Here is a 25,359-nt window from a genome sequence, read left to right as displayed (position 1 = left end):
AAGCGCCCTTCGCGGCCAAGGCCGCTCCTACACCCATGGGCCGTCCGGAACGAGCGCTGCGCGAAGGGCTGGCGGACCTGGTCGGGTTCAGTCGTCCAGATAACCCTGGTCCAACTGCTCGTTGTTGATAAAGCGCACATCCTTGCCGGTAACGGCAAAGATCACCCGTTCGCCGACGTTAGACGCATGATCGCCGATCTTTTCAAATGACTTCAACACCAGCACGGTCTCGATCACCTGCCCGATCATGCGCGGGTCTTCCATGATGTAGGTGCTCAGGTGGCGTATCGCGGCGGCGAACAGGTCGTCCAGGTCATCGTCGCTCTGCACCAGTTCCACCGCCAGATCGACGCTCTCGCTACTCAGTATATCCAGCGACAGATCCATCATTTTCAGTGCCTGGGCGGAGATGCGGCTGACATCATAGAGCAGGCCCCTGCTGTTGTTGTTGGCGCTGCCGCTGCCGCTGCCATTGCCAATACTCTTCACCGCGATGCGGGCGATCTTGTTGGCCTGGTTGCTGATGCGCTCAAACTCGCAGATGCACTTCGACAGGGCGAGGATCAGGCGCAGGTCGCCGGCCACCGGGTTGTGCATGGCAATCAACTCCATGCAGTCTTCATCGGCCTGCAGGATCAGGTTACGCAGGTCGTTGACCTGGGTTACCACCTTGTGCGCCTTGTTGCTGTCGCAATCGGTCAGTGCCTCGGACACCAGCTTGAGTTCCTTGCGGGCGCTGGTACCCAGCTCCAGCACCATATCGCGCAGTTGTTTGATGCCTTCATCGTAGCGATGCACCGTGTGGCCCTGACCCAGGGGGCGTTTGGGGGTATTGCTGTTGGTCATCCGAAGCGTCCTGTAATGTAGTCTTCTGTCAGTTTGTGCTTGGGGGCGGTGAAGATCTGGTTGGTCTCGCCCACCTCCACCAGCTTGCCCAGGTGGAAATAGGCGGTACGCTGCGACACCCGCGCCGCCTGCTGCATGGAGTGGGTCACAATAGCGATGGTGTAGTGTTCGCGCAACTCGTCGATCAACTCCTCCACCTTGGCCGTGGCTATGGGATCCAGGGCCGAGCAGGGCTCGTCCATCAGGATCACCTCGGGCGACACGGCGATGGTGCGGGCGATGCACAGGCGCTGCTGCTGACCACCGGAGAGACCGGTACCGGGCTGATCCATGCGATCCTTGACCTCCTCCCAGAGGCCGGCCTTTTTCAGACTGGTCTCGACGATCTCGTCCAGATCGGCCTTGCTGGTGATCAGGCCGTGGATGCGTGGGCCGTAGGCGACGTTCTCATAGATCGACTTGGGGAAGGGATTGGGCTTCTGGAACACCATGCCCACCCGCACCCGCAGGGGTACCACATCGATCTTGGGGTCGTAGATGTCTTCCTTGTCCAGCAGCAGCTTGCCGGTGACGCGGCAACCGGGCACGGTGTCGTTCATCCGGTTCAGGCAGCGCAGGAAGGTGGACTTGCCACAGCCGGAGGGGCCGATCATGGCCACCACCTCGTTCTGGCCAATGTCCAGGCTGACATTCTGGATGGCATGCTTGTCACCGTAGAAGACATTGACCTCGGTGGTACTCATGCGCGGATTGTCCACCCGGATCTTGCCCACGGTGCCCAGTACCTCACGGTCGGCCAGGGCACTGGAATTGACGTCAAAGGCGGGCTCGGCCGCCGTGCTACTCATGTTCATGGTTTGATCCATAGATTGTTACCTCGTTAAATACGGACGCAGAGTACGCAAAGGAGCGCAGAGATCGCAGAGTTGAAAATAGGCCTCGATTTGCGTGCATTGGCGTTCATTTCAAACCCCGAAATTCAATAAGTCATCCCTACCAGCGCCGCTCGAACTTCTTGCGCAGATAGACCGCCAGGGCGTTCATGGTGATAAGGAAGGCCAGCAGCACCATGATGGCGGCCGAGGTGCGCTCGACGAAGGCCCGCTCCGGGCTATCGGCCCAGAGGAAGATCTGCACCGGCAATACGGTAGAGGGGTCGAACACCCCGCCGGGCAGGTCCACCACAAAGGCTACCATACCGATCATCAACAGGGGCGCGGTCTCGCCCAGGGCCTGGGCCATGCCGATGATGGTGCCGGTAAGCATGCCCGGCATGGCCAGGGGCAGGACGTGATGGGTCACCGTCTGCAGGGGTGAGGCCCCTACCCCCAGGGCCGCCTCGCGGATCGACGGCGGCACCGACTTGAGCGCCGCCCGGCTGGCGATGATGATGGTCGGCAGGGTCATCAGGGTCAGCACCACGCCGCCCACCAGGGGGGCCGAGCGCGGCATGCCGAAGAAGTTGATGAACACCGCCAGGCCCAGCAGGCCGAAGACGATCGAAGGCACCGCCGCCAGGTTGTTGATGTTCACCTCGATCAGGTCGGTCCAGCGGTTCTTTGGCGCAAACTCCTCCAGATAGACCGCCGCCGCCACGCCGATGGGGAAGGACAGCAGCAGGGTCACCGCCAGGGTCAGCATGGAGCCGATGAAGGCGCCGCCGATACCGGCCAGCTCCGGCTCGCGGGAGTCACCGGCGGTGAAGAAGGTGGTGTTGAAGCGCTTTTCCATGCGCCCCTGATCGCGCAGCTTGAGGGTCCAGGCGATCATCTTGTCCTTCAGCCGGCGGTTGTTCTCCGGGGTCTGAAGGGTCAGCAGGCTCCAGCTGCCATCACCGGCCTCCCTGGCCGACTCCAACGGCAGCAGCACGCGCCCGACAATGCCCACATTGCTCACCCGATCCACCTTGACCAGACCACCGTTGATCTTCAGCAGATAGCTGGGCAGGTCGCCATTCAGGGCCTCTTCGCCCCCTGGGGTATCGGCGCGCCGTTGCAGTTCAATCGCCTCGGCCGCCAGGCGCTCGGCCTCGGCGGCGTTCAGGGTACGCTGATTGACCTGATCCTCACGCTCACCCTGCAGGTCGTGCAGATGGGCCGGGTTGCCGTCCTGGGCCTGCTGGATCTGTTGATCCAGTTCGGCGATGGAGGCATCCAGCGAACTCAGGCTGGACTTCAGCCGCGCCACATCACGCTTCATCTCCCGCGCCTGCTCGACCAGGTTCTCCTTTACCTCGGCCAGGATGGGGGTGAAGCTGTTGGTGGTGGTCATGATACTGATCTCACCCTCCACCCCGCTAGGCGAGGCGATGCCGCGGCCAACCTCGCTCTCTATGTCCGTGCTGCCGCCCTTGTTGAACACGTCGATATCGTCATCGGCCGGCACCCAGATCTGCTGCCGCGACCCCACCAGATCCGGGTTGTTCAGTACCAGATCACGCAGGACCATGTTGGCCCCAGTGCTGGGGATGGCATAGAGATCACGCTTGTCGCCGCGGCCGGTGACCTCGGGGTACATCTCACGCATGGACCTCTTCACCAGACCCAGGTAATTGGCCTGGCGCAGCACCTCGGGGTCACGGCTGCCCTTGGGGTCAATCTCCTTGGCGCTCAGCTCCACATCCAGCTGGATGAAGGTCTGCATGAAGGCGCCGTGGCCCTTGGAGATGATGTCGATGAACAGGGCCGAGACAAACAGCAGGCCAGTGACCACCGCGAGCAGGCCAAAGAGACGAAAACGCCGCTCTGCCCGATAGCGTTTGTCCAGGTTCTTTTGAACGATATCTATGGTGCGCATTTTTTCGGTTGAAGCAGCCATTGGGCAATCCTCTTACTCGTATTGTTCGCGGTACTTGCGTACCACGTGCAGGGCGATGATGTTCAGCGCCAGGGTAACGACAAACAGCATCAAACCCAGGGCAAAGGCAGCCAGGGTCTTGGGGCTGTCGAACTCCTGGTCGCCCACCAGCAGGGTGACAATCTGCACCGTCACCGTGGTCACCGCCTCCAGCGGATTGGCGGTAAGATTGGCGGACAGGCCGGCCGCCATGACCACGATCATGGTCTCACCGATGGCCCGCGACACCGCCAGCAGTATGCCGCCAACAATACCGGGCAATGCCGCCGGAATGATCACCCGCAGCACCGTCTCTGACTTGGTCGCGCCCAGGGCGTAGGAGCCATCGCGCATGGACTGGGGCACGGCGTTGATCACATCGTCCGATAGCGATGAGATGAAGGGGATGATCATGATGCCCATCACGGCACCGGCGGCCAGGGCGCTCTCCGAGGACACCGCCAGGCCCATGGCCTCGCCCAGGTCACGGAACAGGGGTGCCACCGTCAGGGCGGCAAAGAAGCCATAGACCACGGTCGGCACCCCGGCCAGCACCTCCAGCACCGGCTTGGCCGCGGCGCGGAATTTCGGCCCGGCGTATTCGGCCATGAAAATGGCCGACATCAGACCGATGGGCACCGCCACGGTCATCGCGATCAAGGCGATCAACAGGGTGCCGGCAAACAGGGGGATGGCACCGAAGGCCCCGGTGGAGCCCACCTGGTCGGCGCGGATCGAGGTTTGTGGACTCCATTCCAGGCCAAAGACAAAGTCCATGAAGGGGACCTTGCCAAAGAAGCGGATGGACTCAAACAGCACCGACAGTACGATGCCGATGGTGGTGAGAATAGCGATACTGGAGCTTATGATGAGCAGTATATTGACCGTCTTCTCCACCGCATTGCGGGCGCGCAACTGCGGGTTGATGCGACGCCAGGCCCAGAGGGTGCCTAAGATCCCCAGGGCCAGCACCACCACCGTCTTGGCCGCCGCGCTGATGCCTTGCAGTTGCTGGTAACTGTCAGCGGCCTGCCGCATTGCCGGATCGATATCGGCGGAGACGATATTGCCATCGGCCAGGTTCTTGATGTCATTGAGCATCAGATTGAGGCGCTGCGGGTCGGTCTGCTGCACCGCCTCGGGAAGCGAGGAAATCAGTAGGTTGGTGACTATGTTGTTCTCAAAGGCGGTCCAGAAACCCAGCATCAACAGGGCCGGCAGACCACACCAGAGGGCGGCGTAGGCACCGTAATAGCTGGGCAGGCTGTGCAGATGGCGGATATCGGCACGGCCACCGGCGCTGGCAACGGAGCGTTTAAGGCCCAACTGGTAGGCAATCGCCATAATGGCAACAAGGATGATAATCAGAATGGGAGGCTGCATAGGCTTCACCCAATGGCGCTGGCGAGATAAAAACGACCGGAGGACAGGGCCTCCGGTCGTTTACAGGTACTACAGGGCCGCGCTCCCGCGGCCCCAGGGGCGATCCGGCCCGATCTTATTCGGCCTTGAATACCAGCGGGGTCTGGTTCTTCACCGCGTCGGCAAACTTGGCGCGCTCGGCCTTGGGCATGGGGATCATGCCTTTGTCGGCCAGATAGCCCTCATCACCCCAGGCCTTGTCGCTGGTGAATTCGGCCATGAACTCGGCGATGCCGGGGATGCTGCCGATGTGGGCCTTTTTCACATAGACGTAGAGCGGACGGGACACGGCGTAGGAGCCATCGGAGATGGTATCGAAGGTCGGGGCCTTGCCGTTGATCTTGGAGCCCTGCACCTTGTCGGCGTTCTGGTCGAGGAAGGAGAAACCGAACACGCCCAGGGCGTTGGGGTTGGATTCCAGCTTCTGCACGATCAGGTTGTCGTTCTCGCCGGCCTCGATGAAGGCACCGTCTTCACGAATACCGTGGGCCACGGCCTGGAACACCTTCTTGCCCTTCTTGTTGAAGGCGGATTCGGGCAGGCCCAGCTTGGCCATCAGGGATTTGATTTCCGCCTCGTCCTTGGAACCACGCAGCTTCTTCAGGTCATCAAAGGCCTTGGCACCGCCTTCCATCGCCAGTTCGACGAAGGCGTCACGGGTACCGGAGGTGGGCGGCGGGCCGAGCACTTCGATCTTCATGGCTGGCAGGGCGGGGTTGACGTCCTTCCAGGTCTTGTAGGGGTTTTCGATCAGCTTGCCGTCCGGGCCGGGGACCAGCTTGGCCAGGGCCAGGAAGATATCCTTGGTGGTCAGTTCAAACTGGGGTGACTTCTTGGAATTGGCCATGGCGATACCGTCATAGCCGACCTTGACCTCGATGATTTCCTTGACGCCGCTCTTGGCGCAGTTCTCCACTTCCGAGCCCTTGATCCGGCGCGAGGCGTTGGTGATATCGGCGTACTCAACGCCAACACCCTTGCAGAACAGCTTCAGACCGCCACCGGAGCCGGTGGATTCGATCTTCGGGGTCTTGAACTTGGTGCTCTTGCCGAACTGCTCGGCCACTACGGTAGCGAAGGGATAGACAGTGGAAGAGCCGACGATTTCGATATGATCACGAGCGGCGGCAGCGGCGTTGCCAGAAACAAGCGCGGCCAATACAGCACTGGCGAGGATTTTTTTCATCACAATAGCCTCCAGGGGAAGGTAGGTTCACAAACAAACATCGGCCAACCCGATGATTGCTGCGCATTCTGCGGGGGCAATGTGAAAGCAATGTGACAGCCGGATGTCCCCTGGATGAAGTTTGACGCGGGATGGGACAGCTTGGCCGATCCTTCCCTCCCCCAACCCCCAAGGCGAGGGGGAAGCAAACGAGCGCTGCGCGCCCTTCACAGTAAAAGGCACTGTAGGACCAAGCCAGTCTCCTTCAATCAGGCCCCTCCCGCTTCGCGCCGGGACGATTTAGCCCTGCCCAAACCAGGCCGAGGCCCGCTCCAGGTCTTCTTGGGTATCCACCCCCTGGCCGGGGGGGACGGCGGTGCTGCTGACGTGGATGCGTCCGCCGTGCCAGAGGACGCGTAGCTGTTCCAGGGATTCGGCCTGCTCCAGGGGCGAGGCGGGCCAGTTGAGGTAGCGTTGGAGAAACCCGGCGCGGTAGGCATAGAGGCCGATGTGGCGCTGGAAAGGGGTGGGTTCCGGCAGGGCGTCGGCCTGCTCGGTAAATTCGTCCCGGTGCCAGGGGATGGGTGCGCGGCTGAAGTAGAGGGCATAGCCGAAGTGGTCCAGTACCACCTTCACCAGATTCGGATTGAACAGCTCGGCGCGCTGGCGCAGCGGGCAGGCCAGGGTGGTCATCACCGCCTCGGGGTGCAGGACCATATCCTCGGCCACCTGATTCAGCAGGCAACCCGGCATGGTCGGCTCATCCCCTTGCAGGTTGACCACTATCACATCATCCGGCCAGGCCAGCCGTTGCACCACCTCGGCCAGCCGTTCGGTACCGCTGTTGTGCGCCGTCGAGGTCAGGCAGACCTCGGCATCCGCCGCCTCCGCCAGGCGGGCAATGCGCTCGTCATCGGTTGCCACCACCACCTGTTCGGCGCTGCTCTCGCGGGCGCGATCCAATACGTGCAGCAGCATGGGCCGACCGGCAATCAGACGCAACGGCTTGCCCGGCAGCCGGGTGGAGCCGTAACGGGCAGGGATGACGACCTTGAAACCCGCCATCTCAGGCCGGAACCCCTTCCTCCGGGTCCAGCTCCCGCGCCTCGTCCTCCAGCATCACCGGGATGCCATCGCGTACCGGATAGGCCAGGCGGTCGGGCCGACAGATCAACTCCTCGGCCTTTTTGTCGTAATACAGCGGCCCCTTGCACAGGGGACAGACCAATATTTCCAGCAGATACTTATCCATTGATTTTTCCCGTTATTGTCTGCAAAGCCAGATCGACTTGATGAATAAAGGCGGCAGGCAGTCGCGCCTGCAGGGGCACATACCAGTGGCGTTGGTCGGCCAGGCCCTGGCATTTTACGGCATCCTTGTGGGTCATGAGCACCGGTTTGTCGTCATCAAAACGGATATCCGCGGCCTTAAAGGCATGATGATCGGCAAAGGGGTGGGTTATCGGCCGCAGCCCCTGCCGGCGCAACAGGCCAAAGAAGGACTCGGGGTGGGCGATGCCGGCCAGGGCATGGACCGACTGGCCAACCCATTGCCCCAGGGGTCGCCGCCGTTGGGGATCGCTCAGGCCGACCGCATCGCCCAGCCCCAGCTCAAGGGCCATCTCGCCCGGCCCGGCCCGTCCCTTGGTCAAGCGCCAATCCACCTGATCCAGGCGCGAGAGCGGCTCACGCAGGGGACCGGCCGGCAGCAGCAGGCCGTTGCCGTGGCGGCGCTGGCCATCGATCAGGGCGATCTCCAGGTCGCGCCGCAGGCGGTAGTGCTGCAGGCCGTCATCGGACAGGATCAGGTCACAGTCGTTTTCGGCCAGCAGGGCCTGGGCGGCGGCCACCCGATCCGGTCCCACCCACAGGGGGCAGCCGGTGAGTTGGGCCAGCATCACCGGCTCGTCGCCCAGCAGCCCGGGGTCGGACCCGGCATGGACCGCTTGCGGCCACTGCCGGGCGCGGCCGCCATAGCCCCGGGCGATGATGCCGGGCCGCCAGCCACGGGCCTTGAGGGCCAGGGCCAGGGCCGCCACCAAGGGGGATTTGCCGCTGCCGCCGACGCGGATATTGCCCACCACCAGCACCGGCACAGGCAGGCGTACCGAGTTCAGCCAGCCGCGCCGATAGAGCCCGCGACGCAGCTTGAGCAGCAGAAAGAACAGCCCGGCCAGGGGCAGCAGGCTCAGGGCGACAGGGTTCAGGTCTTGCCAGTAGGTATCCAGCTGGCGCACGGCCTCAGGGCTCGCGCTGGCGGGCGGGAAAGCTCATGTTCACCAGGCCCACCTGGCTGGCGGCATCCATCGCCGTCATTACCCTCTGATGGCTGGTCCTGGCATCGGCCACTATGGCCAGGGGTGGCAGGGATTGCAGGCCCTGAACGCGCTTTTCCAGGGCGCGCTTGAGGGTGGCAAAGCCGTTGTTCACCAGCTGTTCGTCATCCAGATAGAAGTTGCCCTCGGCATCGATGACGATGCTGATCTGCCGTTCCTCCTTTTGCTCCTGCCGGGCCTGACCGGCCTCGGGCAACTCCAGCTGGATGCGGCTGCTGCGATCAAAGGTGGTGGAGACCATGAAGAAGATCAGCATGAGAAACACCACGTCAATCAGCGGCGTCATGTTGATATCCACCGAGCGGGCCTTGTGCGGGCGCAGGTTCATCTCATTGCTTCCCGGTCCGCTCGCCGTGCATGACCTCGATCATCTTCAGCGCCTCCTCCTCCATCTGCACTGCATAGCGCTCTACCAGGCCGTTGAGGTAGCGATGAAACATCAGCGTGGGGATGGCCACCGAGATACCGGCGGCAGTGGTGATCAGGGCCTCGGAGATACCCCCGGCGAGAATCGCCGGATTGCCCACCCCGGCCTGGGTGATGGCGCTGAACACCTTGATCATGCCGATCACGGTGCCGAGCAGGCCAAGCAGAGGCGAGATGGCGGCAATGGTGCCCAGGGTGTTGAGGAAGCGCTCCATCTCGTGCACCACCTGACGGCCAACCTCCTCGATGGATTCCTTCATCACCTCGCGGGAGTTGTTGAAGTTGACCAGCCCGGCGGCCAATACCCGCCCCAGGGGCGAGCCCTCGCGGATGATGCCGATGGCACGCTCGTTCAGTTGGCCCTGTTTGTGTACCTGCCAGATGTCCGCCACCAGGTTCTTCGGGATCACATAGCCGGGCCGCAGGGTCCACAGCCGCTCGATGACAATCGCCAGCGCCACCACCGAGCAGGCAAGAATGGGCAGCATCAACCAACCGCCGGATTTGACCAGTTCCAACACGCGGGCATCCCCAGGTTGCACAAAGGGCCGATTATACAGGGGACGGTGGATGGCGCACAGACGAAAGGGACCGAAAAGCATTCTGACCAAGCCCCGAGGTGGATGCCGTATCCAGCACAATCATAGACACAAGCCCCAATCCTGTTCCGAAGTTGATGTAAAAATATCGCCTTTGATCCGCACCTGGCCAAGGATATCGGGGTGTGGCCGGCGTTGCGAGGATGGTTTTTCATCCTCATCCAGCGTCAGAATGCTGACCTCGACCCTATGCTGATTGAAACTCTCCGTAAGCCGAATGGAGATATTGCCATTGACCACACGACCGACAACTCGTTGCGCTTGCATGGTTTTCTCTCCTGCTGAGCGCTGAGCAGAGGTAACTGCCTAGGCCTCCATTCTCTCTCCCTTCCGGGGAAACGACTGCATGGCCAGCGACAATCTTATCATCGGTTAAGCACGGCCTACTCAACCCCTGTCAACTCTGTGCCCGGCGTGGCCAGTTGGTGTAGAAGGCGGTCATCTCCTCGGCGGGCAGGGGCCTGGCATAGAAATAGCCCTGGGCCTTGTGGCAGCCCTGTTGGAGCATGAAGTCGATCTGTTGCTGATTCTCTATGCCCTCGGCCAGCAGGTCCAGGTTGAGGCTCTGAGCCAGAGCGATGACGGCCTTGCTGATGGCCGCGTCCTCGGCGTCATCGGGCAGGTCGCGGACGAAGGACTGGTCGATTTTGAGCTTGCTGATGGGCATCCGCTTGAGATAGGCCAGGGAGGAATGGCCGGTGCCGAAGTCGTCCAGGGCCAGGCGGATGCCCAGATTGTTTAGCCGGTAGAGCATGGAGATGGCCTCTTCCGGGTTGTCCATCACCTGGGTCTCGGTGACCTCGAACTCCAGCCAGGCCGGGTCGCAATAGCTTTCCACCAGGGCCTCCACCACAGAGGAGATGAAGTCCTTGCGGTGTACGTGTTTGACGCTGAGATTGAGCGCCAGGCTGCCGTGGGCCAGACCCTGCCGATGCCAGTCCACCAGCTGGCGCATGGCCATGCGCATGACCAGGCGGTCTATGTCCACGATCAGCCCGGAGCTTTCCGCGATGGGGATGAAGCGGGCCGGCGAGACCAGGCCCATGCTCGGGTGTTGCCAGCGTACCAGGGCCTCGGCGCCGACGATGCGGTTTTGCGCCATATCGATCTGCGGCTGGTAATAGACCACGAATTCCTCATTGGCCACCGCCAGGCGCAGAGCGGTCTCCAGCTGCAGGCGCTCAAACGCCAGGGTGGTCATCTCGGCGCTGTAGTATTGGAAGTTGTTACGCCCTTCGTTTTTGGCCTTGAACAGCGCTGCATCGGCGTTTTTCAGCAGGTCGCGGGCGTTCAGGCCGTTGTCTGGGAAGATGCTGATGCCGATGCTGCTGCCCAGATAGAATTCATGCTCATCGATGCGGAAGGGGCGGGCGATGGCCTCCAGTATGGCCTCGGCCCTGATGGAGGCGTCCTGCTCCTGGGTGATGTCCTCCATCAGGATGGCGAATTCGTCGCCGCCCAGGCGGCCCAGGGTATCCTCGGCGCGGATGCTCTGCTGCAGACGCTGGCTGACGCTGCTCAGTACCTTGTCGCCGGTACGATGGCCGAGGCTGTCGTTGACCTCCTTGAAATGATCCAGGTCGATGAACAGCAGGGCCAGCTTGAGGTTGCCGCGCCGGGCGCGGGCGATGGCCTGCTCCAGGCGCTCGCTGAACAGGCTGCGGTTGGCCAGGCCGGTGAGAGCGTCGTGATTGGCCTGATACTGTAGTAACTGTTTTTGCTCCTGTAATTCCTGCTGCTGGCGGATCTGCCGGGTGACATCGGTATTGAAGCCGACAAAGCGCAGCGGGGTGCCATCCTCGGCGAAGACGGCCTTGCCGCGGCCGGTGATCCAGCGCCATTGGCCATCCTGGGTGCGCATGCGGAAGGTGCTCTCATAGACCCCCTGGCCACGGGTGGCCAGGTAGTCCTTGACTCGCTGGTGGGCCTGCTCCTGATCCTCGGGGTGAATCAAGCTGGACCAGGCCTCAATGGTATCGGGCAGGTCCTCCGGCTGATAGCCCAGCATCTGGGTGAAGCGGGAGGATTTATACAGGCGGTTGGTGCGCATATCCCAATCCCAGGTGCCGTCGTGGCTGCCCTCCACCGCCAACTGAAAGCGCTCGCGCTCCCGTTCCAGGGCCTGATGCTCCAGACGCAGCTCGCGCCGGGAGCGGTCGATGGCGCCGAGCATGTGGTTGATGGTCTGCGCCAGCTGTTGGATCTCCATCGGCCCGTCCTCGCCTACCGGCTGGCGCGGGATGCCATCGGCATCGGCGTCATTGATGCCCCGCACCATATCCAGCAGGGGGCGTACCAGCAGCATACGAATGGCCAGAAACAGGGCGATGATGAGCAGGCCGCTCAAGGCCAGGGAATCAATCAGCCGCTCCAGCAGGAGTTGATCCAGCCGCGCTTGCAGCTCCTCGCCGGAGGCATAGAGGCTGATCCAGCCGATCAGCTTGCCCTCGGCATCGCTGATGCCCTGGCGCTGGGAATAGAAGCTGGCATCCAGCAGGGCCTGGTGCTCTGGATGGTTCGGCTTGAATTCCCTCAGTTCGCCCCCTGGCGTACGCACATAGCCGCTGCGGTAGCTGCTCTGGCCCATGATCTGGCCCATCTTCAGGTCATCCACCAGTATGGCCAGGCCGCTGCTGAGCCTGAGCTTGTTGGCCACCAGCTTCTGGTATTCGTTGACGGCGTAGGCCTCCATCGGCGCGCTGATGTTCTCCGCCATCACCTGCAGGTCCCGTTGCACCTGCCAGATCAGCTGTTGTTGCAGCCGCTGTTTGGTGTTGTCGTAGCTGTGCAGGCCGTGCAGGGCCATGATCAGGCCGACAATGCTGATTGTCAGGGTCACCAGAATGGCGAACAGGGAGGCGGCTTTCTTGGCCATCGGCAGAGGCGGGGGCTAGGGCGCCTGCCCCAGCACGTTGCGCCGGATGATGGGCAGTTGCGCGGCGATGTTGCGTGCTGAGATGGCCAGAATGGGCAGTTGCCGTTGTTTTTTTACCGGCTTGCCTTGCAGCTGATCGTGCAGGGTCTGCAGGGCCATCTCCCCCATCAGAAAGGGCTGCTGCATGGCCGCCCCCACCAGCACGCCCTGGGGGATGAGGTCGATAAACGCCGGTTCGGCGTCAAAGCAAATGAGCAGCACCTCGCCGGTCCGCCCGCTGTCGCGGATGGCGTCGAGCGCCGCCTGATAGCGGTCCGAGCCTTGCAGCCAGATGGCGCGCAGGTCCGGGTGGGCGGCGATCAGCTCGCGGCTGAAGTCGTAGGTCTCCTGGTGGGAAAAATCCCGCTGCTGGCGGATGTCGGCGCTTTGGATGCCGGCCTCCTCCAGGGCGCGCAGGAAACCTTGGGTGCGGGCCTGACCGTTGGCCCGCTTCTGCGGGATGGCGATGATGCCGACGCGGCCCTGCTGCCAGTCCAGCTCCTGCATCCGCTCCACCAGCACCCGGCCGATTTCATAGGCGCCCTGCTGGTTGTCTGAGGAGATGAATGAAACGTAGTTGTCGCTGTCCGCGCCTATGTCCGAGATCACCACCGGAATGCCGCCATCCTCGGCCAGCTTGAGCAGGGTCACGGCGGCGGAGGAGTTGGTGGGGGAGAGGATGATGCCGTCCACCGGCTGGCGGATGGCGCTGATGGCGTTCTCCAGCTCCTGGCGGGCCTGGTTGTCGGCGCTGAGCACCCGCAGTTCATAGCCCAGGGCCTGGGCCTGCTGGCGGATGCCCCGGGCCATGATGTCCCAGAACGGGATGCGGATGTCCGAGACCAGATAGGCCAGGGACTTGCTCGATGCGGGAGTGGCCTCAGCGGCCTGCAACGCCAAGCCATGGAGCGCCAAAAGCAGCAGAATGAGCGGGAAAAGACGAGGGCGCAGGCGTGGGATACAGCGTGTCTGCATGTTCGGGTATTCCTGATCTCCATAAGGATGTTAGGATTATAGCCAGCTTAGTCATCTTGCGGCCACAGAATTGTCATTCCGGCAAGCCTGGGTCCAATAGCTTGCCTGGGCGGTTTTATCTCCATTCCCTCGGTCCATGCCATGAAACTCGCTTGCCTGCTGCTGTTTGGTCTCTCTCTCCTGGTCTCACCACTGTACGCAGCAGGGCAGCAGCCGGGTGACGGGGAGCAGGCCTTCGTCTTCGGGGTGGTGCCCCAGTTCGAGGTACGCAAGCTGCACGCCATCTGGCGCCCCATCCTCGACCGGCTGCAGGAGAAGACCGGCTACCGCTTTGCCCTGCGCGGTTCGGCCAGCATCCCTGAGTTTGAGCAAGAATTTATTCAGGGCCGCTTCGACTTTGCCTACATGAACCCCTATCACCTGGTGGTGGCCAACCAGAAGGCCGGCTACATCCCCCTGGCGCGGGATCAGGGCCGCCAGCTGTTTGGCGTACTGGTGGTGCGCCAGGACAGCGCCATCCAATCCCCGGCCGAGCTGGACGGGCAGGTGGTGGCCTTTCCCGCGCCCAATGCCCTGGGTGCCTCCCTGCAGATGCGCCAGGAGCTGGCTGATCGCTTTGGCACCACCGTCATCCCCAGTTACGTCAAGACCCATGATTCGGTCTATCTCAATGTACTGCTGGGCAAGGCGGCGGCCGGTGGCGGGGTGCAGAAGACCCTGAATCAACAAAGGCCCGAGTACCGGGATAATCTGCGTATCATTCATCAAACAGAAAAGGTGGCGCCCCATCCCCTGGCGGCCCTGCCCAGGGTGCCCGAGGAGGTACGCCAGCGGGTAACCCAGGCCCTGCTGGAGATGGGCCAGAGCCCGCCGGATCAGGCCCTGCTGGCGCGTATCCCCATGGCCCGCATCGGCAAGGCCGAGCTGGCCGATTACCAGCCCCTGTTGAAGATGGACCTGCAGCGGTTTTACCAGGGGCCTTGAGCGCCCGCCAAATCCTGAGCTCCGAAGCATGAAACTCCCCCTGAAACTGGCATTGCCGCCCCTGGCGGGTTTATTGCTGACCCTGGCTGTGTTGCATTTTTATTGGGCGCCGCAACAGGTGGAACAGGCACGGCAGGCGTTTCAAGCGCAGACATCGGCCCAGCTGCGGGCTGCCGAGCCGGCCCTGATCAACCAGCTGCTGGCGCGAGACCTGGCAGCGGTGGTTAGCAGCCTGGATGTGCTGCAGGCGGAGCTTGCCGGGCGCTGGTTTAATCTGGAGCTGTACGACGACCAAGGCAAACGCCTCTACCCCCTGTTTGGCCAGCGTCGGGCGCCACAGCTGGGCGAGGAGTTCATCGAGCAGCGCCATCCCTTGGAACTGTCCGGTACCCAGCTGGGCTATCTGCGCCTGGACCTGAACTGGGCCGAGCCTCTGCGGCAGGTGGCCAAGAAGGTGGAGGGCATCCGCAATTTCATCTTCCTGCTCATCCTGGTGGTGACGCTGATCGTCTTGCTGGCCAGTTATCGGCTGATTATTTACCCGCTGCGGGTGTTGGAACGGGCCACCCAGCGCATCGCCGAGGGGTCCTGGGACCTGCAGCTACCCCCCGGCGGCGCGGATGAGATCGGCCAGCTCAGCGAGCACTTTGCCAAGATGGCCCTGGAGCTGCAATGCCGGGAGAAGGCACTCAACGACCATGCCGTGGTCTGCCTGACCGATGCCCAGGGGCGCATCCTGCGGGTCAATGACCGCTTTGCGCAGATCAGCGGCTACAGCGCCGAGGAGTTGATCGGCCAGACCCATCGCCTGATCAAGTCCGACCTGCACGACAAGGCCTTCTATCAGGCGCTGTGGCGCACCATCCAGCAAGGCGACACCTGGTATGGCGAGTTCTGCAACCACAAGCGAACGGGCGAGCGTTTCTGGGTCAGTACCAGCATCACCCCACTGCCGGATAAACAGGGCCGACCGGAACGCTATCTGGGGATATGCACCGACATCACCCCGCAAAAGCAGGCGGAGCTGGCCATGCGTGCCGCCCGCGAGGCGGCCGATGCCGCCAACCGCATGAAAAGCGAATTTCTGGCCAACATGAGCCATGAGATCCGCACCCCGATGAATACCATCATCGGCATGTCCCAGCTGGCCCTGGATAGCGGTCTGGAGGGCCGTGCCCAGGGCTATGTCAGCCGGGTTAGCCAGGCCGCCGAGTCCCTGCTGGGGATCATTGACGATATCCTCGACTTCTCCAAGATCGAGGCCGATAAGCTGCACCTGGAACAGCGGCCCTTCGAGCTGAATCAGGTGTTCCACAAGCTGGATGTTCTGCTTGGCTTCAAGGCCGATGAAAAGGGCCTGGAGCTGTTGTTTGATATCGATCCCGAGCTGCCGCCCCGGCTGCTGGGCGATGCCCTGCGCCTGAACCAGATCCTGGTCAATCTGGTGAACAACGCCATTAAATTCACCAACCAGGGCAATATCATCGTCCATGCGCGGCAGGATCAACTGCCAGCGGAAGAGGCGCAGGATGAGGCCCAATCCGGCACCAACCTGCTGCTGCACTTTCAGGTCCGGGATACCGGCATAGGCATGAGCCAGGAGCAGCAGGCCCGGTTGTTCCAGCCCTTCAGCCAGGCCGACGGCAGCATCACCCGCAACTACGGCGGCACCGGCCTGGGCCTGGCTATCTGCAAGCGTCTCACCCAGATGATGGGCGGGCGCATCTGGGTGGAAAGCGCCCCCGGCCAGGGCAGCTGCTTCCACTTCACCCTCAAATGCCGCCCCGCCGAGACCCAGCCCGGCCTACCCCGGCCGGATCGGTCCCTGGCCCAGTCGCGCCTGCTGCTGGTGGACGACAACCCGGCGGCGCGGGAGATCCTCGCCCACCTGGCCGCCGGGCTTGGCCTGAATCCGGCCAGCGCCACCTCAGGCAAGGAGGCCCTGGAGCAGCTATTCCAGGGCGTGACCCAGGGAAAACCCTATGATTTCATCCTCTTGGACTGGCAGATGCCGGGCATGGATGGCTACGAGTGCGCGCAGAAGATCCAGCACAGCATCAACCCGCCACCCAAGATCATCATGGTTACCGCCCACGGCCAGGAGGTGCTGCTGCAGAAGGCAGAACAGGACGACCTACCCCTGGCCGCCCTGCTGCACAAGCCGGTGACCCCCTCCAGCCTGCTCAATAGCCTGCTACAGGCGCTGGGTCGGACCGGGCTGCAACGGCACAACAGCCAGGATCAGGCCGATTACCGGAAGATTGCCGCCCGGCTGGCCGGTGCCCATCTGCTGCTGGTGGAGGACAATGTATTCAATCAGGATCTGGCCATGGAGCTGCTAAGCAGGAATGGCATCGGCGTGGAGCTGGCACAGAACGGTCAGGCGGCCCTGGACCGGCTCAGACTGGGCCGCTTCGATGGGGTGTTGATGGACTGCCAGATGCCGGTGATGGACGGCTACACCGCCACCCGCCTGATCCGCCAGCAAGGGGAATACCACGACCTGCCCATCATTGCCATGACCGCCAACGCCATGGTGGAGGACGTGACCAAGGCCCTGGATGCGGGCATGAACGACCACATCGCCAAGCCCATCAATCTATACCAGATGTTCAGCACCCTGGCCAAGTGGATCAAGCCCAGACAGCAAGCGGACGCCTCTTTGCCAACGCCAGTCCAGGATCAGGGCCAGCCCCAAGCCCCAAGCAAACTACCGCTGTTCGCGCACATCGACAGCCAGAAGGCCCTGGCGATGCTGGAAGGAGACGAAGAGCTATACATCAACCTGCTCAGGATGTTCCAGCGCAATCAGGCCGACAGCATCCCCCTTATCCGCCAGGCCCTCGCGGTCGATGACAAAGCCACGGCGGCGCGCGCCGCGCACAGCCTCAAGGGCACCGCCGGCAGCATAGGTGCCACAGGGCTACAGCAACAGAGCCAGGCCCTGGAGCAGGACATCAAGCAGGGACAGGAGATCGACCCCAAACGGCTGGAGCAGATGGAGGCCCTGCTCGAACAAATCCGCGCCGAACTGGCACCCCTGGCAGAAAAAACATCCGAGCAACCCCAACAGCCTCAGGCCCCCTACAGCGATGCAGAGCTGGACCAGCAACTTCAGCTACTCAGGGAGATGGTCGATGACTACCAGGTGGAGAGCAAGGACAAGCTGGCGGAAATTCTTGCCCATCTCGCTGCGGGCACCCTGCGCCAAAACCTGGCACAACTGGGTCCGGACCTGGAGCAGTTTGAATTTGACCAGGCCAAGGAGTGCCTGAACCGAATAATCCCGGCACCTTTCAGTGATGGAAAAGCACCTGAAGCATTACCCTAAAAAGAGCATCTGGCCACAGAGCCACAGAGCGCACAGAGAAAAATCAATATGTTGGAAAGCACCCATTCAACACCTTCTAGGAGCCTGTCGGGTTTAGGTGCCCGTAGCGAGCAAGGTGGGAGAACGAGAACAAATTTTCACGATTTTGAGGCGCTGAGTTTCCCTACGCAATGAAAAATCGGGGCCAATGTTCAAAACAATTCTGGGCCGTTCTTCCCTCCGGCGCAGTAGGTGCATCCTAAATCCGACAGGCTCCTAGGTCGGCCTGTGACAGGGTGGTTGGGATGGCAGCTTGCTGCGCGACTGGTATGTTGAGTCCTAACCCGGCGAGGCCGGAACCAAAAAAGCGTAGAGGAGATCGATCAGGCCGGGCAGGATCAACGCCGAGGCCAGGGCCGACAGGGCCATGGCCAGGCCGGAGAAGGCCCCCATCTGCTGGCTCAACTGAAACGCCCGCGCCGTGCCTATGCCATGGGCGGCAACCCCCATGGCGACGCCCTTGACGCTATCATCCCGGATGCGCAGCAGGCGAAACAGGCCGTTGCCCAGCACCGCGCCGATGATGCCGGTGGTCACCACCAGCACGGCGGTGAGCGAAGGCAGGCCGCCGATGGCCTCGGCTATGCCCATGGCCACCGGCGTGGTCACCGATTTGGGTGCCAGGGACAGCTGGGTCTCCAGCCCGGCACCCAGCCAACGGGCAATGCCCAGGGCGCTCAGCGCACCCAGTAACACGCCGAATATCAGGCTGATGAGGATCGGCAGCCAGAGCTTACGCAGGCGCTCCAGTTGCAGATACAGGGGCACGGCCAGAGCGACCGTGGCCGGGCCAAGGAGAAAATGGACGAATTGGGCACCGTCGAAATAGCTGTTGTAGGAGATATCACCCAGTTTCAGCAGCAAGATCAGCAGGGCCACCGCCGTGAGTACCGGATGCAACAGGGGCGTGCTGCCGCAGCGCACATAGAGCCAGTGCCCCAGGCTGTAGGCGACCAGGGTGGCGGTGAGACCAAACAGGGGCGAGGCGGCGAGATAGACCCAGATCTGTTCCATGTTCAGCCACCAGCCGCCAGCCGCCAGCCTTCAGTTGGCTGTAGCCCGGATGCAGCGCAGCGGAATCCGGGGTTATCGCTGACAGCTGGCCGCTGGTGGCTGGCGGCTGACCCATTCACCTCTGCCACCGCAACAGCCACTGCATCAGCAGTGCCGTCAGGCCCAGGGTGATCAGGCTGCCCAGCAGCAGGGCCAGGCCTATGGCCAGCCAGTCATCGGCCAACTTGTCAAAGTGCAGCATGACGCCGACACCGGCGGGGACGAACAGCAGGGAGAGGTGGCCAAGCAGGTTGGAGGCCGCGCCGTTGAGGGCATCGGGCAGGCCCCGGCGCAGGATCAGGGCGACAAACAGCAGGGCCATGCCCAGCACCGGGCCGGGCAGCGGCAGCCGCGCCAGGTGCACCAGCACCTCGCCGACGAGCTGAAACACCAGCAACAGGGTGATACCGTGCAGGAAGGGCATGAGGGGGCGGCCAGCCGTCAGCTCATAGGGCGGCCCGTGGCCGCCGTGCCCTGTGGCGGGGCGCAACCCCATCACAGCTAGCTGGCTTGGCGGCGGGCAGGGCCAGCCCTATGCCGCTGGCCTGAGCTTTGCACCTCCGAGCCAGCGCTCGGAGCTCCCAGGATGCTGGGGATGGGCAAGGCGGCTTCACCCTCACCTCGCGCACCCAGAACCCCAAAAAAAGACGCAGAGTTGACAACAGGTCATAGCTTAAAGACAGAACATACAGACTCTGCGTGCTCTGCGCTTCTCTGTGCCCTCTGCGTCCTAAGACCCTTGGCATTCCACTCACTGCGGGCGCAATACCGACTCAGCCGTCGGCGTTGATCTGGGCGATGATCTCCTGCAGCCGCTCCTCGGCCTCATCGTTGCCCACCTGACAGGTGCCAGCAGCCTGGTGACCGCCGCCGTCGTATTTCAGGCACAGCTCGCCGACATTGGTCTTGGAGCTGCGATCCAGGATCGACTTGCCGATGGCAAACACCGTGTTCTGCTGCTTCAGGCCCCACATCACGTGGATAGAGATATTGGTCTGCGGGTACAGGGCGTAGATCATGAAGCGGTTGACGGCGTAGATGGTCTCTTCGTTACGCAGGTCCAGTACCACCAGGTTGTTGTGTACAGTGCTGCAACGCTGGATCTGCTCCTTGGCCTTTTCCTCGTGCTCGAAGTACAGCTGCACCCGCTCCTGCACATCGGGCAGCTGCATGATCTCGTCGATCTGGTGATCGGCGCAATACTCGATCAGGTCCATCATCAACTGATAGTTGGAGACGCGGAACTCGCGGAAGCGGCCCAGGCCGGTGCGGGCGTCCATCAGGAAATTCATCAGCACCCAGCCTTCGGGATGGAGGATCTCCTCGCGGCTGAACTGGGCCGCGTCACCCTTGTCCACCGCCTCCATCATGGCGTTCCAGCGCTCGGGGAAGCGCCTTTCGCCGCCATAGAACTCATACACCACCCTGGCCGCCGAAGGGGCATTGGGGTCGATGATGTGGTTGCCCTGCCTTTCGTTGCGCAGGGTCTCGCTCAAATGGTGGTCAAAAGCCAGGTGCACCCCTTTGACATAGGGCAGATTGGTGGTGATGTCATACTCGTTAATCTCGATCTTGCCATCCTGCATGTCCTTGGGATGGACAAACTTGATGTCGTTGATCAGACCCAGCTCTTTCATCAGCACTGCGCACACCAGCCCATCGAAATCGCTGCGTGTTACCAGGCGGAACTTGTAGGTTTCATAGGACATGCTATCCCCTTGCTTGAACGTGCTTGAAAAAATGGTGAGGGCATCGAAAGGAGAGAACATAGCACCCCTGCCCTGCCGAGTAAATTGTCGGCTGACCCGGCCTGCGCCAAAGGACCTTGGACGCATCCCTCAAGACTGACCCAAATCAAGGCAAATCCGCTCCGCCAGGCCCAGACTGCGCCCCCTCGCCCCAGAAATCGATCCAACGCCCATGAGCCTACGCAAACCCTGGTTACTGATCCCCCTTGGCCTGCTGGCAGGCGTTGGCCTGTTTGCCCTGTCCATCATCAATAGCAAGGCGCCCCAGCAAAGCCAGACCCCCAGCCCGCCGCTGGCGGTGCGGGTGATCGAGGTGCAGCCCCTGGCCTTCGTCTATCAGGCCCAGGGCCATGGCCTGTCACGCGCCGCCGAGACCTGGCAGGCCAGCGCCACTGTCGCCGGGCGGGTGATCTGGCAGCACGACGACCTGGATGACGGCAAGCTGCTGCCCGCCGGTACCGAACTGCTCAGGCTCGACCCCAGCCGCCATGAGCTGGCCCTGGCGGCGGCCGAGGCGGAGCTGGCCAAGCTGGAGGCCGAGAAGCGGCAACTGCAGGTGGAAGAAGACAACAGCCGCCGCCTGCTGGCCCTGGAGCAAGAACGCCTGACCCTGGCCGAGCAGGAGCTTGCGCGCATCGAGGAGCTGGCGCAGAGCGGCGCGGCCTCGCGCACCAACCGGGATGAACAGACCCGCGCCACCCTGGCCCAGCGTCAGGCGGTGCTGGCGCTGGAGAACCAGCTGCGTCTGCTGCCGAGCCGGTTGCAGGCCCTGCAGGCGGCAGTGGATGCCGCCGACAGCCGCCGAGGCCAAGCCCAGCGCGACCTGCAAGACACCCGCTTCGTCGCCCCCTATGACCTGCGCCTGAGCCAGGTGGAGATCGGCCTGCACCAGCAGGCCGCCGTGGGCCAGCGTCTGTTTCGCGCCGACAGCATCGAGCGGGCCGAGATCGAGGCGCAGATCCCGCTGGACCAACTGATGCGGTTGATGTCGGCCACCACCAAGGGAGCCCACCCCGAGCAGGGGCTGCTGTCCCTGGATCAGCGCCTGCATCTGGAGCAGATCCGGGCCGAGGTCAGCCTGGCCGGCTTTCCCGAGGTACGCTGGCAGGCCCAGGTCAGCCGCATTGGCAGTGGCCTGGACCCGGCCACCCGCAGCGCCCGGGTGGTGCTCAGCGTGGAGCGGCCCTATGCCGATCTCAACCCACCGCAGCGGCCCGCCCTGCAGCCGGGCATGTACCTGCAGGTCAGGCTTTCCGTCCCCAGCCCCGAGGCGCGGCTGGTGATCCCGCGCACCGCGCTGAAGGCAAACCAGGTACTGCTGGCCGATGCCGAAGACCGCCTGCTGCGCCGACCGGTCGATCTGGATTTTGTGCAGCAGGACCTGGCGGTGATCAAGTCAGGCCTCAACCCCGGCGAGCGGTTGCTGTTGGACGAACCCCAGCCCGCGCCCCAGGGCATGGCCCTGCAGCCGATACGGGATGAAGCGGCGCAACGGCGGCTAGTCCGTCAAGCTCAGGCTGCGTCAGTGGATAAGAAACCATGATCCGCTGGTTTGCCAGCCACCCCACCGCCGCCAACCTGCTGCTGTTGCTGCTGTTGGCCATTGGCCTGTTCTCCGCGCCGCAGCTGCGCCGTGAGACCTTTCCGGATTATCGGCCCACCGAGTTCAGCATCGAGCTGCGCTATCCCGGTGCCAGCGCCGCCGATGTAGAGGACAGCCTGTGCCGCCGCCTGCAGGACGCCCTGCAGGGGGTTGAAAACCTCAAGGAACTGCGCTGCACCGCCCAGGACAACCTGGCCAGCGCCGTGGCCAAGATGCGACCCGGCGGTGATGTACTGCGCTTTCGCGCCGATCTGGACACCGAGGTCAAGGCCCTGCGCGACCTGCCCGCACGGGTGGAAGAACCGATCCTGCGCCAACTGCACCGCAACGACCTGGTGGCGGCGGTGGCCCTCAGCGGTGACCTGCCCCTGCGCCAGCTGGAGAATCAGGGTCTGCGCCTGCAAGACCGGCTGCAACGCCTGCCGGGGGTGAGCGAGGTGGTCATCCGCGGCCTGGCCGAGCGCCAGTGGCAGATTGCCGTGCAGCGCGAGCAGCTGGCCCAGCACGGCCTCTCGCCACGGGATCTGGCCCTGCGCCTGCGCCGCCAGAACCTTGATCTGCCGCTGGGGATCTTGGAGCGGCCCGAGGGCGAGCTGCTGCTGCGCTTTACCGACCAGAGCCGCAGCCTGGATGAACTGGCCAGGCGCGTGGTGCACTCCAGCCCGGACGGCGGCGAGCTGACCCTGGGCCAGATCGCCCGGCTCAGTGAGGTCAGCAGCCTGCCGGAGGAGCAGATCTGGTTCAACGGCCGCCCGGCCCTGGTGCTGGAGGTAAGCAAGGGGCTGCAGGCCGATGCCCTGACGGTGATGGAACTGCTACAGGGTTTTGTCGCCAGCGAAAGCCGACGCCAGCCCGACGGCCTGCGCCTGCAGATCACCCAGGACATGACCGGCATCGTGCGTGATCGCCTGCAAATGCTGGTATCCAATGGCTTTCAGGGGCTATTGCTGGTGGTGGCGGTGATGAGCCTGTTCTTCCGCCCCCGGCTGGCGCTTTGGGCGGTGTTTGGCCTGCCCGCCGCCTTCTTTGGCGCCTTTGCGGTGATGGCCCTGACCGGGCTGTCGCTGAACATGATCACCCTGGTGGCCCTGCTCATGGCCATAGGCATAGTCATGGACGATGCGGTGGTGATTACCGACAACATCGCCGCCCATGGCGATGAACAGCCCAGCCCCCTCGAAGCCGTGACCCAGGGTGCCCAGCAGGTATTCCCCGGCGTACTGTCATCTTTTTTGACCACGGCAGCCGTATTCCTGCCCCTGTCCTTTCTCGCCGGTGAACTGGGCGCTGTGCTGCAGGTGCTGCCGGTGGTGCTGATTGCCGCCCTGGCCGCCAGCCTGATCGAGGCCTTCTGGATCCTGCCCCATCACCTCAAGGGCAGCCTGCAATCCGGCCAGCCCAGCCGCTTCCGGCTGGCCTTTGAGCGTGGCTTCGAGGGCTTCAAGGGGCGTGTGGGCCGCTTCACCGATGCGGCCATCCGCCAGCGTCATCTGGTGCTGGGGCTGATGCTGGCCTTCCTGCTCGGCTCGGTGAGCCTGCTGGCCGGAGGCCATATCGGCCAGGAGGCCATGCCAGACATCGACGGCGATGTGCTGGAGGCACGGGTGCTGCTGCCCCAGGGCACCCCCCTGGCCCGAACCGAGGCGGTGGCGCGGCAGATCGAGCAGGCCCTGCAGCGGCTCAACCAGGAACTCTCGCCGCAGCAGCCCCAGGGTCAGGCCCTGGTGAAGGCGGTGCAGGTGCGTTTCAACCAGAACCTCAGCGCCCGCGAGGCCGGTCCCCACGTCGTGACCCTGATCGCCGACCTGCTCTCCGCCGAGCAGCGCAGCATCAGCCTGGACCAGCTGAGCAGCGCCTGGCGCGAGGCCATTGGCCCCCTGCCGGGGGTGCGCAGCCTGATCATCCAGGAGCCCGGCTTCGGCCCGGCCGGCATCCCCATCGAACTGCGCCTGCAGGGCGAGGATCTGGACCAGCTCAGAGGCGCCGCCGATGCCCTGGGCACCCACGTGGCCAGCTATGTGGGCGTCTATAACCAGATCGACGACCTGCGCCCCAGCCGCCCCGAGTACCGCCTCAGCCTGTCCCCCGGTGCCCACGCCCTGGGGCTGGATGCCGAGGAGCTGGCCGGCCAGCTACGCGCCGCTATCCTGGGCGAGGAGGTGGAGACCTATCGGGTGGGTGATTGGGACATCGAACTGCGCGTGCGTCATGCCCTGGAGGACCGCGACAGCCTGGCCGATCTGGCCCATCTCAGCCTGAAACTGGCCAACGGCCAGCGCGTGCCCCTGTCCGAGGTGGCGCGGATCGAACAGACCCAGGGCTGGGCCAGCATCACCCGTATCGACGACCGCCGCACCCTCACCCTGGAGGCCAACCTGGACCCCAAGATCGCCAACGCGCAGCAGGTGGTGGCGGCCATCCAGCAGCACTGGCAGAAGGCGCTAGCCCAGGACTTCCCTGGCGTCCGCTTAGGCATTGAAGGCCAGGTGGCCCGCTCCGGCGAGACCGGCGCCTCCATCAAGCGCGGCCTGATCATGGGCCTGATCGGGGTGTTTCTGATCCTCTCCTTCCAGTTCCGCAGCTACCTGGAACCCATCGCCGTCATGCTGTCCATCCCCTTCGCCCTGGTGGGCGCCCTCTGGGGGCATCTGATCATGGGCTATTACCTGTCCATGCCCTCGCTGATCGGCGCGGCCTCTCTGGCCGGGATCGTGGTGAACAACGCCATCCTGCTGATCCAGTTCATCAAGCAGCACCGTGATCGTGGCCTGCCGATAATCGAAGCGGCAGGTCAGGCCAGCCGCGACCGCCTGCGCGCCATCGTCATCTCCTCCAGCACCACCATCCTCGGCCTGGCCCCATTGCTGGCTGAGAGCAGCACCCAGGCGGCGGCGATCAAACCCCTGGTGATCTCGGTGGTATTCGGCCTCCTGGTGGCTACTGTCCTGGTGCTCATCGCCCTGCCGGCGCTCTATGTGCTGATGGACGACTGGGGTTGGACGAATCAGAAGACAGGGGACAGGGGACAGGGGGCTGAAGACTGAAGGCTGAAGGCTGAGAACAGAAGCCGCTTGAGTCATCAG

Annotated in this window: 20 protein-coding genes; 4 read left to right on the top strand and 16 right to left on the bottom strand. The window is 63.3% G+C overall.

Annotation, left to right across the window (positions count from 1 at the left end; all coding sequences use genetic code 11):
• Positions 1-87: 87 nt before the first annotated feature.
• The 13 genes from phoU to D5125_13810 form a co-directional block, all read right to left on the bottom strand.
• Entirely contained in the window at positions 88-846 is a 759-nt protein-coding gene (gene phoU, locus D5125_13865; protein ID QFY90480.1) for a phosphate signaling complex protein PhoU, read from the bottom strand.
• A complete protein-coding gene (locus D5125_13860) occupies positions 843-1,694 on the bottom strand; it encodes a phosphate ABC transporter ATP-binding protein (protein QFY91167.1) in 852 nt (283 codons plus the stop codon). The genes phoU and D5125_13860 overlap by 4 nt, the downstream gene beginning before the upstream one ends.
• A 145-nt stretch (positions 1,695-1,839) precedes the next feature.
• Positions 1,840-3,663, bottom strand: coding sequence for a phosphate ABC transporter permease PstA (gene pstA / locus D5125_13855; GenBank protein ID QFY90479.1), 1,824 nt, complete (start codon positions 3,661-3,663; stop codon positions 1,840-1,842).
• Positions 3,664-3,675: 12 nt separating this feature from the next.
• Complete coding sequence (gene pstC, locus D5125_13850) at positions 3,676-5,064, bottom strand: phosphate ABC transporter permease subunit PstC (GenBank protein QFY90478.1); 1,389 nt, start codon at positions 5,062-5,064, stop codon at positions 3,676-3,678.
• A gap of 115 nt (positions 5,065-5,179) precedes the next feature.
• A complete protein-coding gene (locus D5125_13845; GenBank protein ID QFY90477.1) occupies positions 5,180-6,289 on the bottom strand; it encodes a PstS family phosphate ABC transporter substrate-binding protein in 1,110 nt (369 codons plus the stop codon).
• A gap of 279 nt (positions 6,290-6,568) precedes the next feature.
• Positions 6,569-7,333, bottom strand: coding sequence for a 3-deoxy-manno-octulosonate cytidylyltransferase (gene kdsB / locus D5125_13840; GenBank protein QFY90476.1), 765 nt, complete (start codon positions 7,331-7,333; stop codon positions 6,569-6,571).
• Position 7,334: 1 nt separating this feature from the next.
• Positions 7,335-7,520 (bottom strand): Trm112 family protein, encoded by a 186-nt coding sequence (locus tag D5125_13835; protein ID QFY90475.1) that lies wholly within the window; start codon positions 7,518-7,520, stop codon positions 7,335-7,337.
• Positions 7,513-8,505: a tetraacyldisaccharide 4'-kinase gene (locus D5125_13830; protein QFY90474.1), complete on the bottom strand. Its 993-nt coding sequence runs from the start codon at positions 8,503-8,505 to the stop codon at positions 7,513-7,515. Before D5125_13830 ends, D5125_13835 begins: the two co-directional genes overlap by 8 nt.
• Positions 8,506-8,509: 4 nt before the next feature.
• Positions 8,510-8,932 carry a biopolymer transporter ExbD gene (locus tag D5125_13825; protein ID QFY90473.1) on the bottom strand — a complete coding sequence of 141 codons (423 nt, stop codon included), beginning with the start codon at positions 8,930-8,932 and terminating at the stop codon, positions 8,510-8,512.
• 1 nt (position 8,933) lies between these two features.
• Complete coding sequence (locus D5125_13820; GenBank protein QFY90472.2) at positions 8,934-9,551, bottom strand: MotA/TolQ/ExbB proton channel family protein; 618 nt, start codon at positions 9,549-9,551, stop codon at positions 8,934-8,936.
• Positions 9,552-9,671: 120 nt separating this feature from the next.
• On the bottom strand, positions 9,672-9,896 hold the full coding sequence (locus D5125_17150; protein QPB72258.1) for a hypothetical protein: 225 nt from the start codon (positions 9,894-9,896) through the stop codon (positions 9,672-9,674).
• A 130-nt stretch (positions 9,897-10,026) separates the two neighbouring features.
• Complete coding sequence (locus D5125_13815; GenBank protein QFY90471.1) at positions 10,027-12,504, bottom strand: EAL domain-containing protein; 2,478 nt, start codon at positions 12,502-12,504, stop codon at positions 10,027-10,029.
• A 15-nt stretch (positions 12,505-12,519) separates the two neighbouring features.
• Positions 12,520-13,518: a substrate-binding domain-containing protein gene (locus tag D5125_13810; GenBank protein ID QFY90470.1), complete on the bottom strand. Its 999-nt coding sequence runs from the start codon at positions 13,516-13,518 to the stop codon at positions 12,520-12,522.
• 141 nt (positions 13,519-13,659) lie between these two features.
• Between D5125_13810 and D5125_13805 the strand changes: the two genes are divergently transcribed.
• Positions 13,660-14,502, top strand: coding sequence for a phosphate/phosphite/phosphonate ABC transporter substrate-binding protein (locus D5125_13805; GenBank protein QFY90469.1), 843 nt, complete (start codon positions 13,660-13,662; stop codon positions 14,500-14,502).
• A 28-nt stretch (positions 14,503-14,530) separates the two neighbouring features.
• Positions 14,531-17,833 (top strand): response regulator, encoded by a 3,303-nt coding sequence (locus D5125_13800; GenBank protein ID QFY90468.1) that lies wholly within the window; start codon positions 14,531-14,533, stop codon positions 17,831-17,833.
• A 318-nt stretch (positions 17,834-18,151) separates the two neighbouring features.
• Here the strand turns inward: D5125_13800 and D5125_13795 are convergent, their stop codons facing one another.
• From D5125_13795 to D5125_13785, 3 genes are all read right to left on the bottom strand, one after another.
• Positions 18,152-18,886 (bottom strand): LrgB family protein, encoded by a 735-nt coding sequence (locus D5125_13795; GenBank protein ID QFY90467.1) that lies wholly within the window; start codon positions 18,884-18,886, stop codon positions 18,152-18,154.
• A gap of 115 nt (positions 18,887-19,001) precedes the next feature.
• Complete coding sequence (locus D5125_13790) at positions 19,002-19,349, bottom strand: CidA/LrgA family protein (GenBank protein QFY91166.1); 348 nt, start codon at positions 19,347-19,349, stop codon at positions 19,002-19,004.
• Positions 19,350-19,698: 349 nt separating this feature from the next.
• On the bottom strand, positions 19,699-20,634 hold the full coding sequence (locus tag D5125_13785) for an exopolyphosphatase (GenBank protein QFY90466.1): 936 nt from the start codon (positions 20,632-20,634) through the stop codon (positions 19,699-19,701).
• Between the two features lie 211 nt (positions 20,635-20,845).
• Here D5125_13785 and D5125_13780 point away from each other — a divergent pair, with 211 nt between their 5' ends.
• Both D5125_13780 and D5125_13775 read left to right on the top strand, forming a co-directional pair.
• A complete protein-coding gene (locus D5125_13780) occupies positions 20,846-22,216 on the top strand; it encodes an efflux transporter periplasmic adaptor subunit (GenBank protein QFY90465.1) in 1,371 nt (456 codons plus the stop codon).
• On the top strand, positions 22,213-25,320 hold the full coding sequence (locus D5125_13775; GenBank protein ID QFY90464.1) for an efflux RND transporter permease subunit: 3,108 nt from the start codon (positions 22,213-22,215) through the stop codon (positions 25,318-25,320). The genes D5125_13780 and D5125_13775 overlap by 4 nt, the downstream gene beginning before the upstream one ends.
• Positions 25,321-25,359 lie beyond the last annotated feature (39 nt).

It is taken from the genome of gamma proteobacterium SS-5 (assembly GCA_009497875.2).
GTDB classification, from domain to species: domain Bacteria; phylum Pseudomonadota; class Gammaproteobacteria; order Chromatiales; family Chromatiaceae; genus Magnetovirga; species Magnetovirga frankeli.
Note: the sequence above shows the minus strand (reverse complement) of the source record. Positions and strands in the feature narration are given on the sequence as shown.

What these genes read in the sequence shown, in the direction of transcription:
- phoU (QFY90480.1), bottom strand. Translation starts at nt 846, where the DNA reads ATGACCAACAGCAATACCCCCAAACGCCCCCTGGGTCAGGGCCACACG.
- D5125_13860 (QFY91167.1), bottom strand. Translation starts at nt 1,694, where the DNA reads ATGAGTAGCACGGCGGCCGAGCCCGCCTTTGACGTCAATTCCAGTGCC.
- pstA (QFY90479.1), bottom strand. Translation starts at nt 3,663, where the DNA reads ATGGCTGCTTCAACCGAAAAAATGCGCACCATAGATATCGTTCAAAAG.
- pstC (QFY90478.1), bottom strand. Translation starts at nt 5,064, where the DNA reads ATGCAGCCTCCCATTCTGATTATCATCCTTGTTGCCATTATGGCGATT.
- D5125_13845 (QFY90477.1), bottom strand. Translation starts at nt 6,289, where the DNA reads ATGAAAAAAATCCTCGCCAGTGCTGTATTGGCCGCGCTTGTTTCTGGC.
- kdsB (QFY90476.1), bottom strand. Translation starts at nt 7,333, where the DNA reads ATGGCGGGTTTCAAGGTCGTCATCCCTGCCCGTTACGGCTCCACCCGG.
- D5125_13835 (QFY90475.1), bottom strand. Translation starts at nt 7,520, where the DNA reads ATGGATAAGTATCTGCTGGAAATATTGGTCTGTCCCCTGTGCAAGGGG.
- D5125_13825 (QFY90473.1), bottom strand. Translation starts at nt 8,932, where the DNA reads ATGAACCTGCGCCCGCACAAGGCCCGCTCGGTGGATATCAACATGACG.
- D5125_17150 (QPB72258.1), bottom strand. Translation starts at nt 9,896, where the DNA reads ATGCAAGCGCAACGAGTTGTCGGTCGTGTGGTCAATGGCAATATCTCC.
- D5125_13815 (QFY90471.1), bottom strand. Translation starts at nt 12,504, where the DNA reads ATGGCCAAGAAAGCCGCCTCCCTGTTCGCCATTCTGGTGACCCTGACA.
- D5125_13810 (QFY90470.1), bottom strand. Translation starts at nt 13,518, where the DNA reads ATGCAGACACGCTGTATCCCACGCCTGCGCCCTCGTCTTTTCCCGCTC.
- D5125_13805 (QFY90469.1), top strand. Translation starts at nt 13,660, where the DNA reads ATGAAACTCGCTTGCCTGCTGCTGTTTGGTCTCTCTCTCCTGGTCTCA.
- D5125_13800 (QFY90468.1), top strand. Translation starts at nt 14,531, where the DNA reads ATGAAACTCCCCCTGAAACTGGCATTGCCGCCCCTGGCGGGTTTATTG.
- D5125_13795 (QFY90467.1), bottom strand. Translation starts at nt 18,886, where the DNA reads ATGGAACAGATCTGGGTCTATCTCGCCGCCTCGCCCCTGTTTGGTCTC.
- D5125_13790 (QFY91166.1), bottom strand. Translation starts at nt 19,349, where the DNA reads ATGCCCTTCCTGCACGGTATCACCCTGTTGCTGGTGTTTCAGCTCGTC.
- D5125_13785 (QFY90466.1), bottom strand. Translation starts at nt 20,634, where the DNA reads ATGTCCTATGAAACCTACAAGTTCCGCCTGGTAACACGCAGCGATTTC.
- D5125_13780 (QFY90465.1), top strand. Translation starts at nt 20,846, where the DNA reads ATGAGCCTACGCAAACCCTGGTTACTGATCCCCCTTGGCCTGCTGGCA.
- D5125_13775 (QFY90464.1), top strand. Translation starts at nt 22,213, where the DNA reads ATGATCCGCTGGTTTGCCAGCCACCCCACCGCCGCCAACCTGCTGCTG.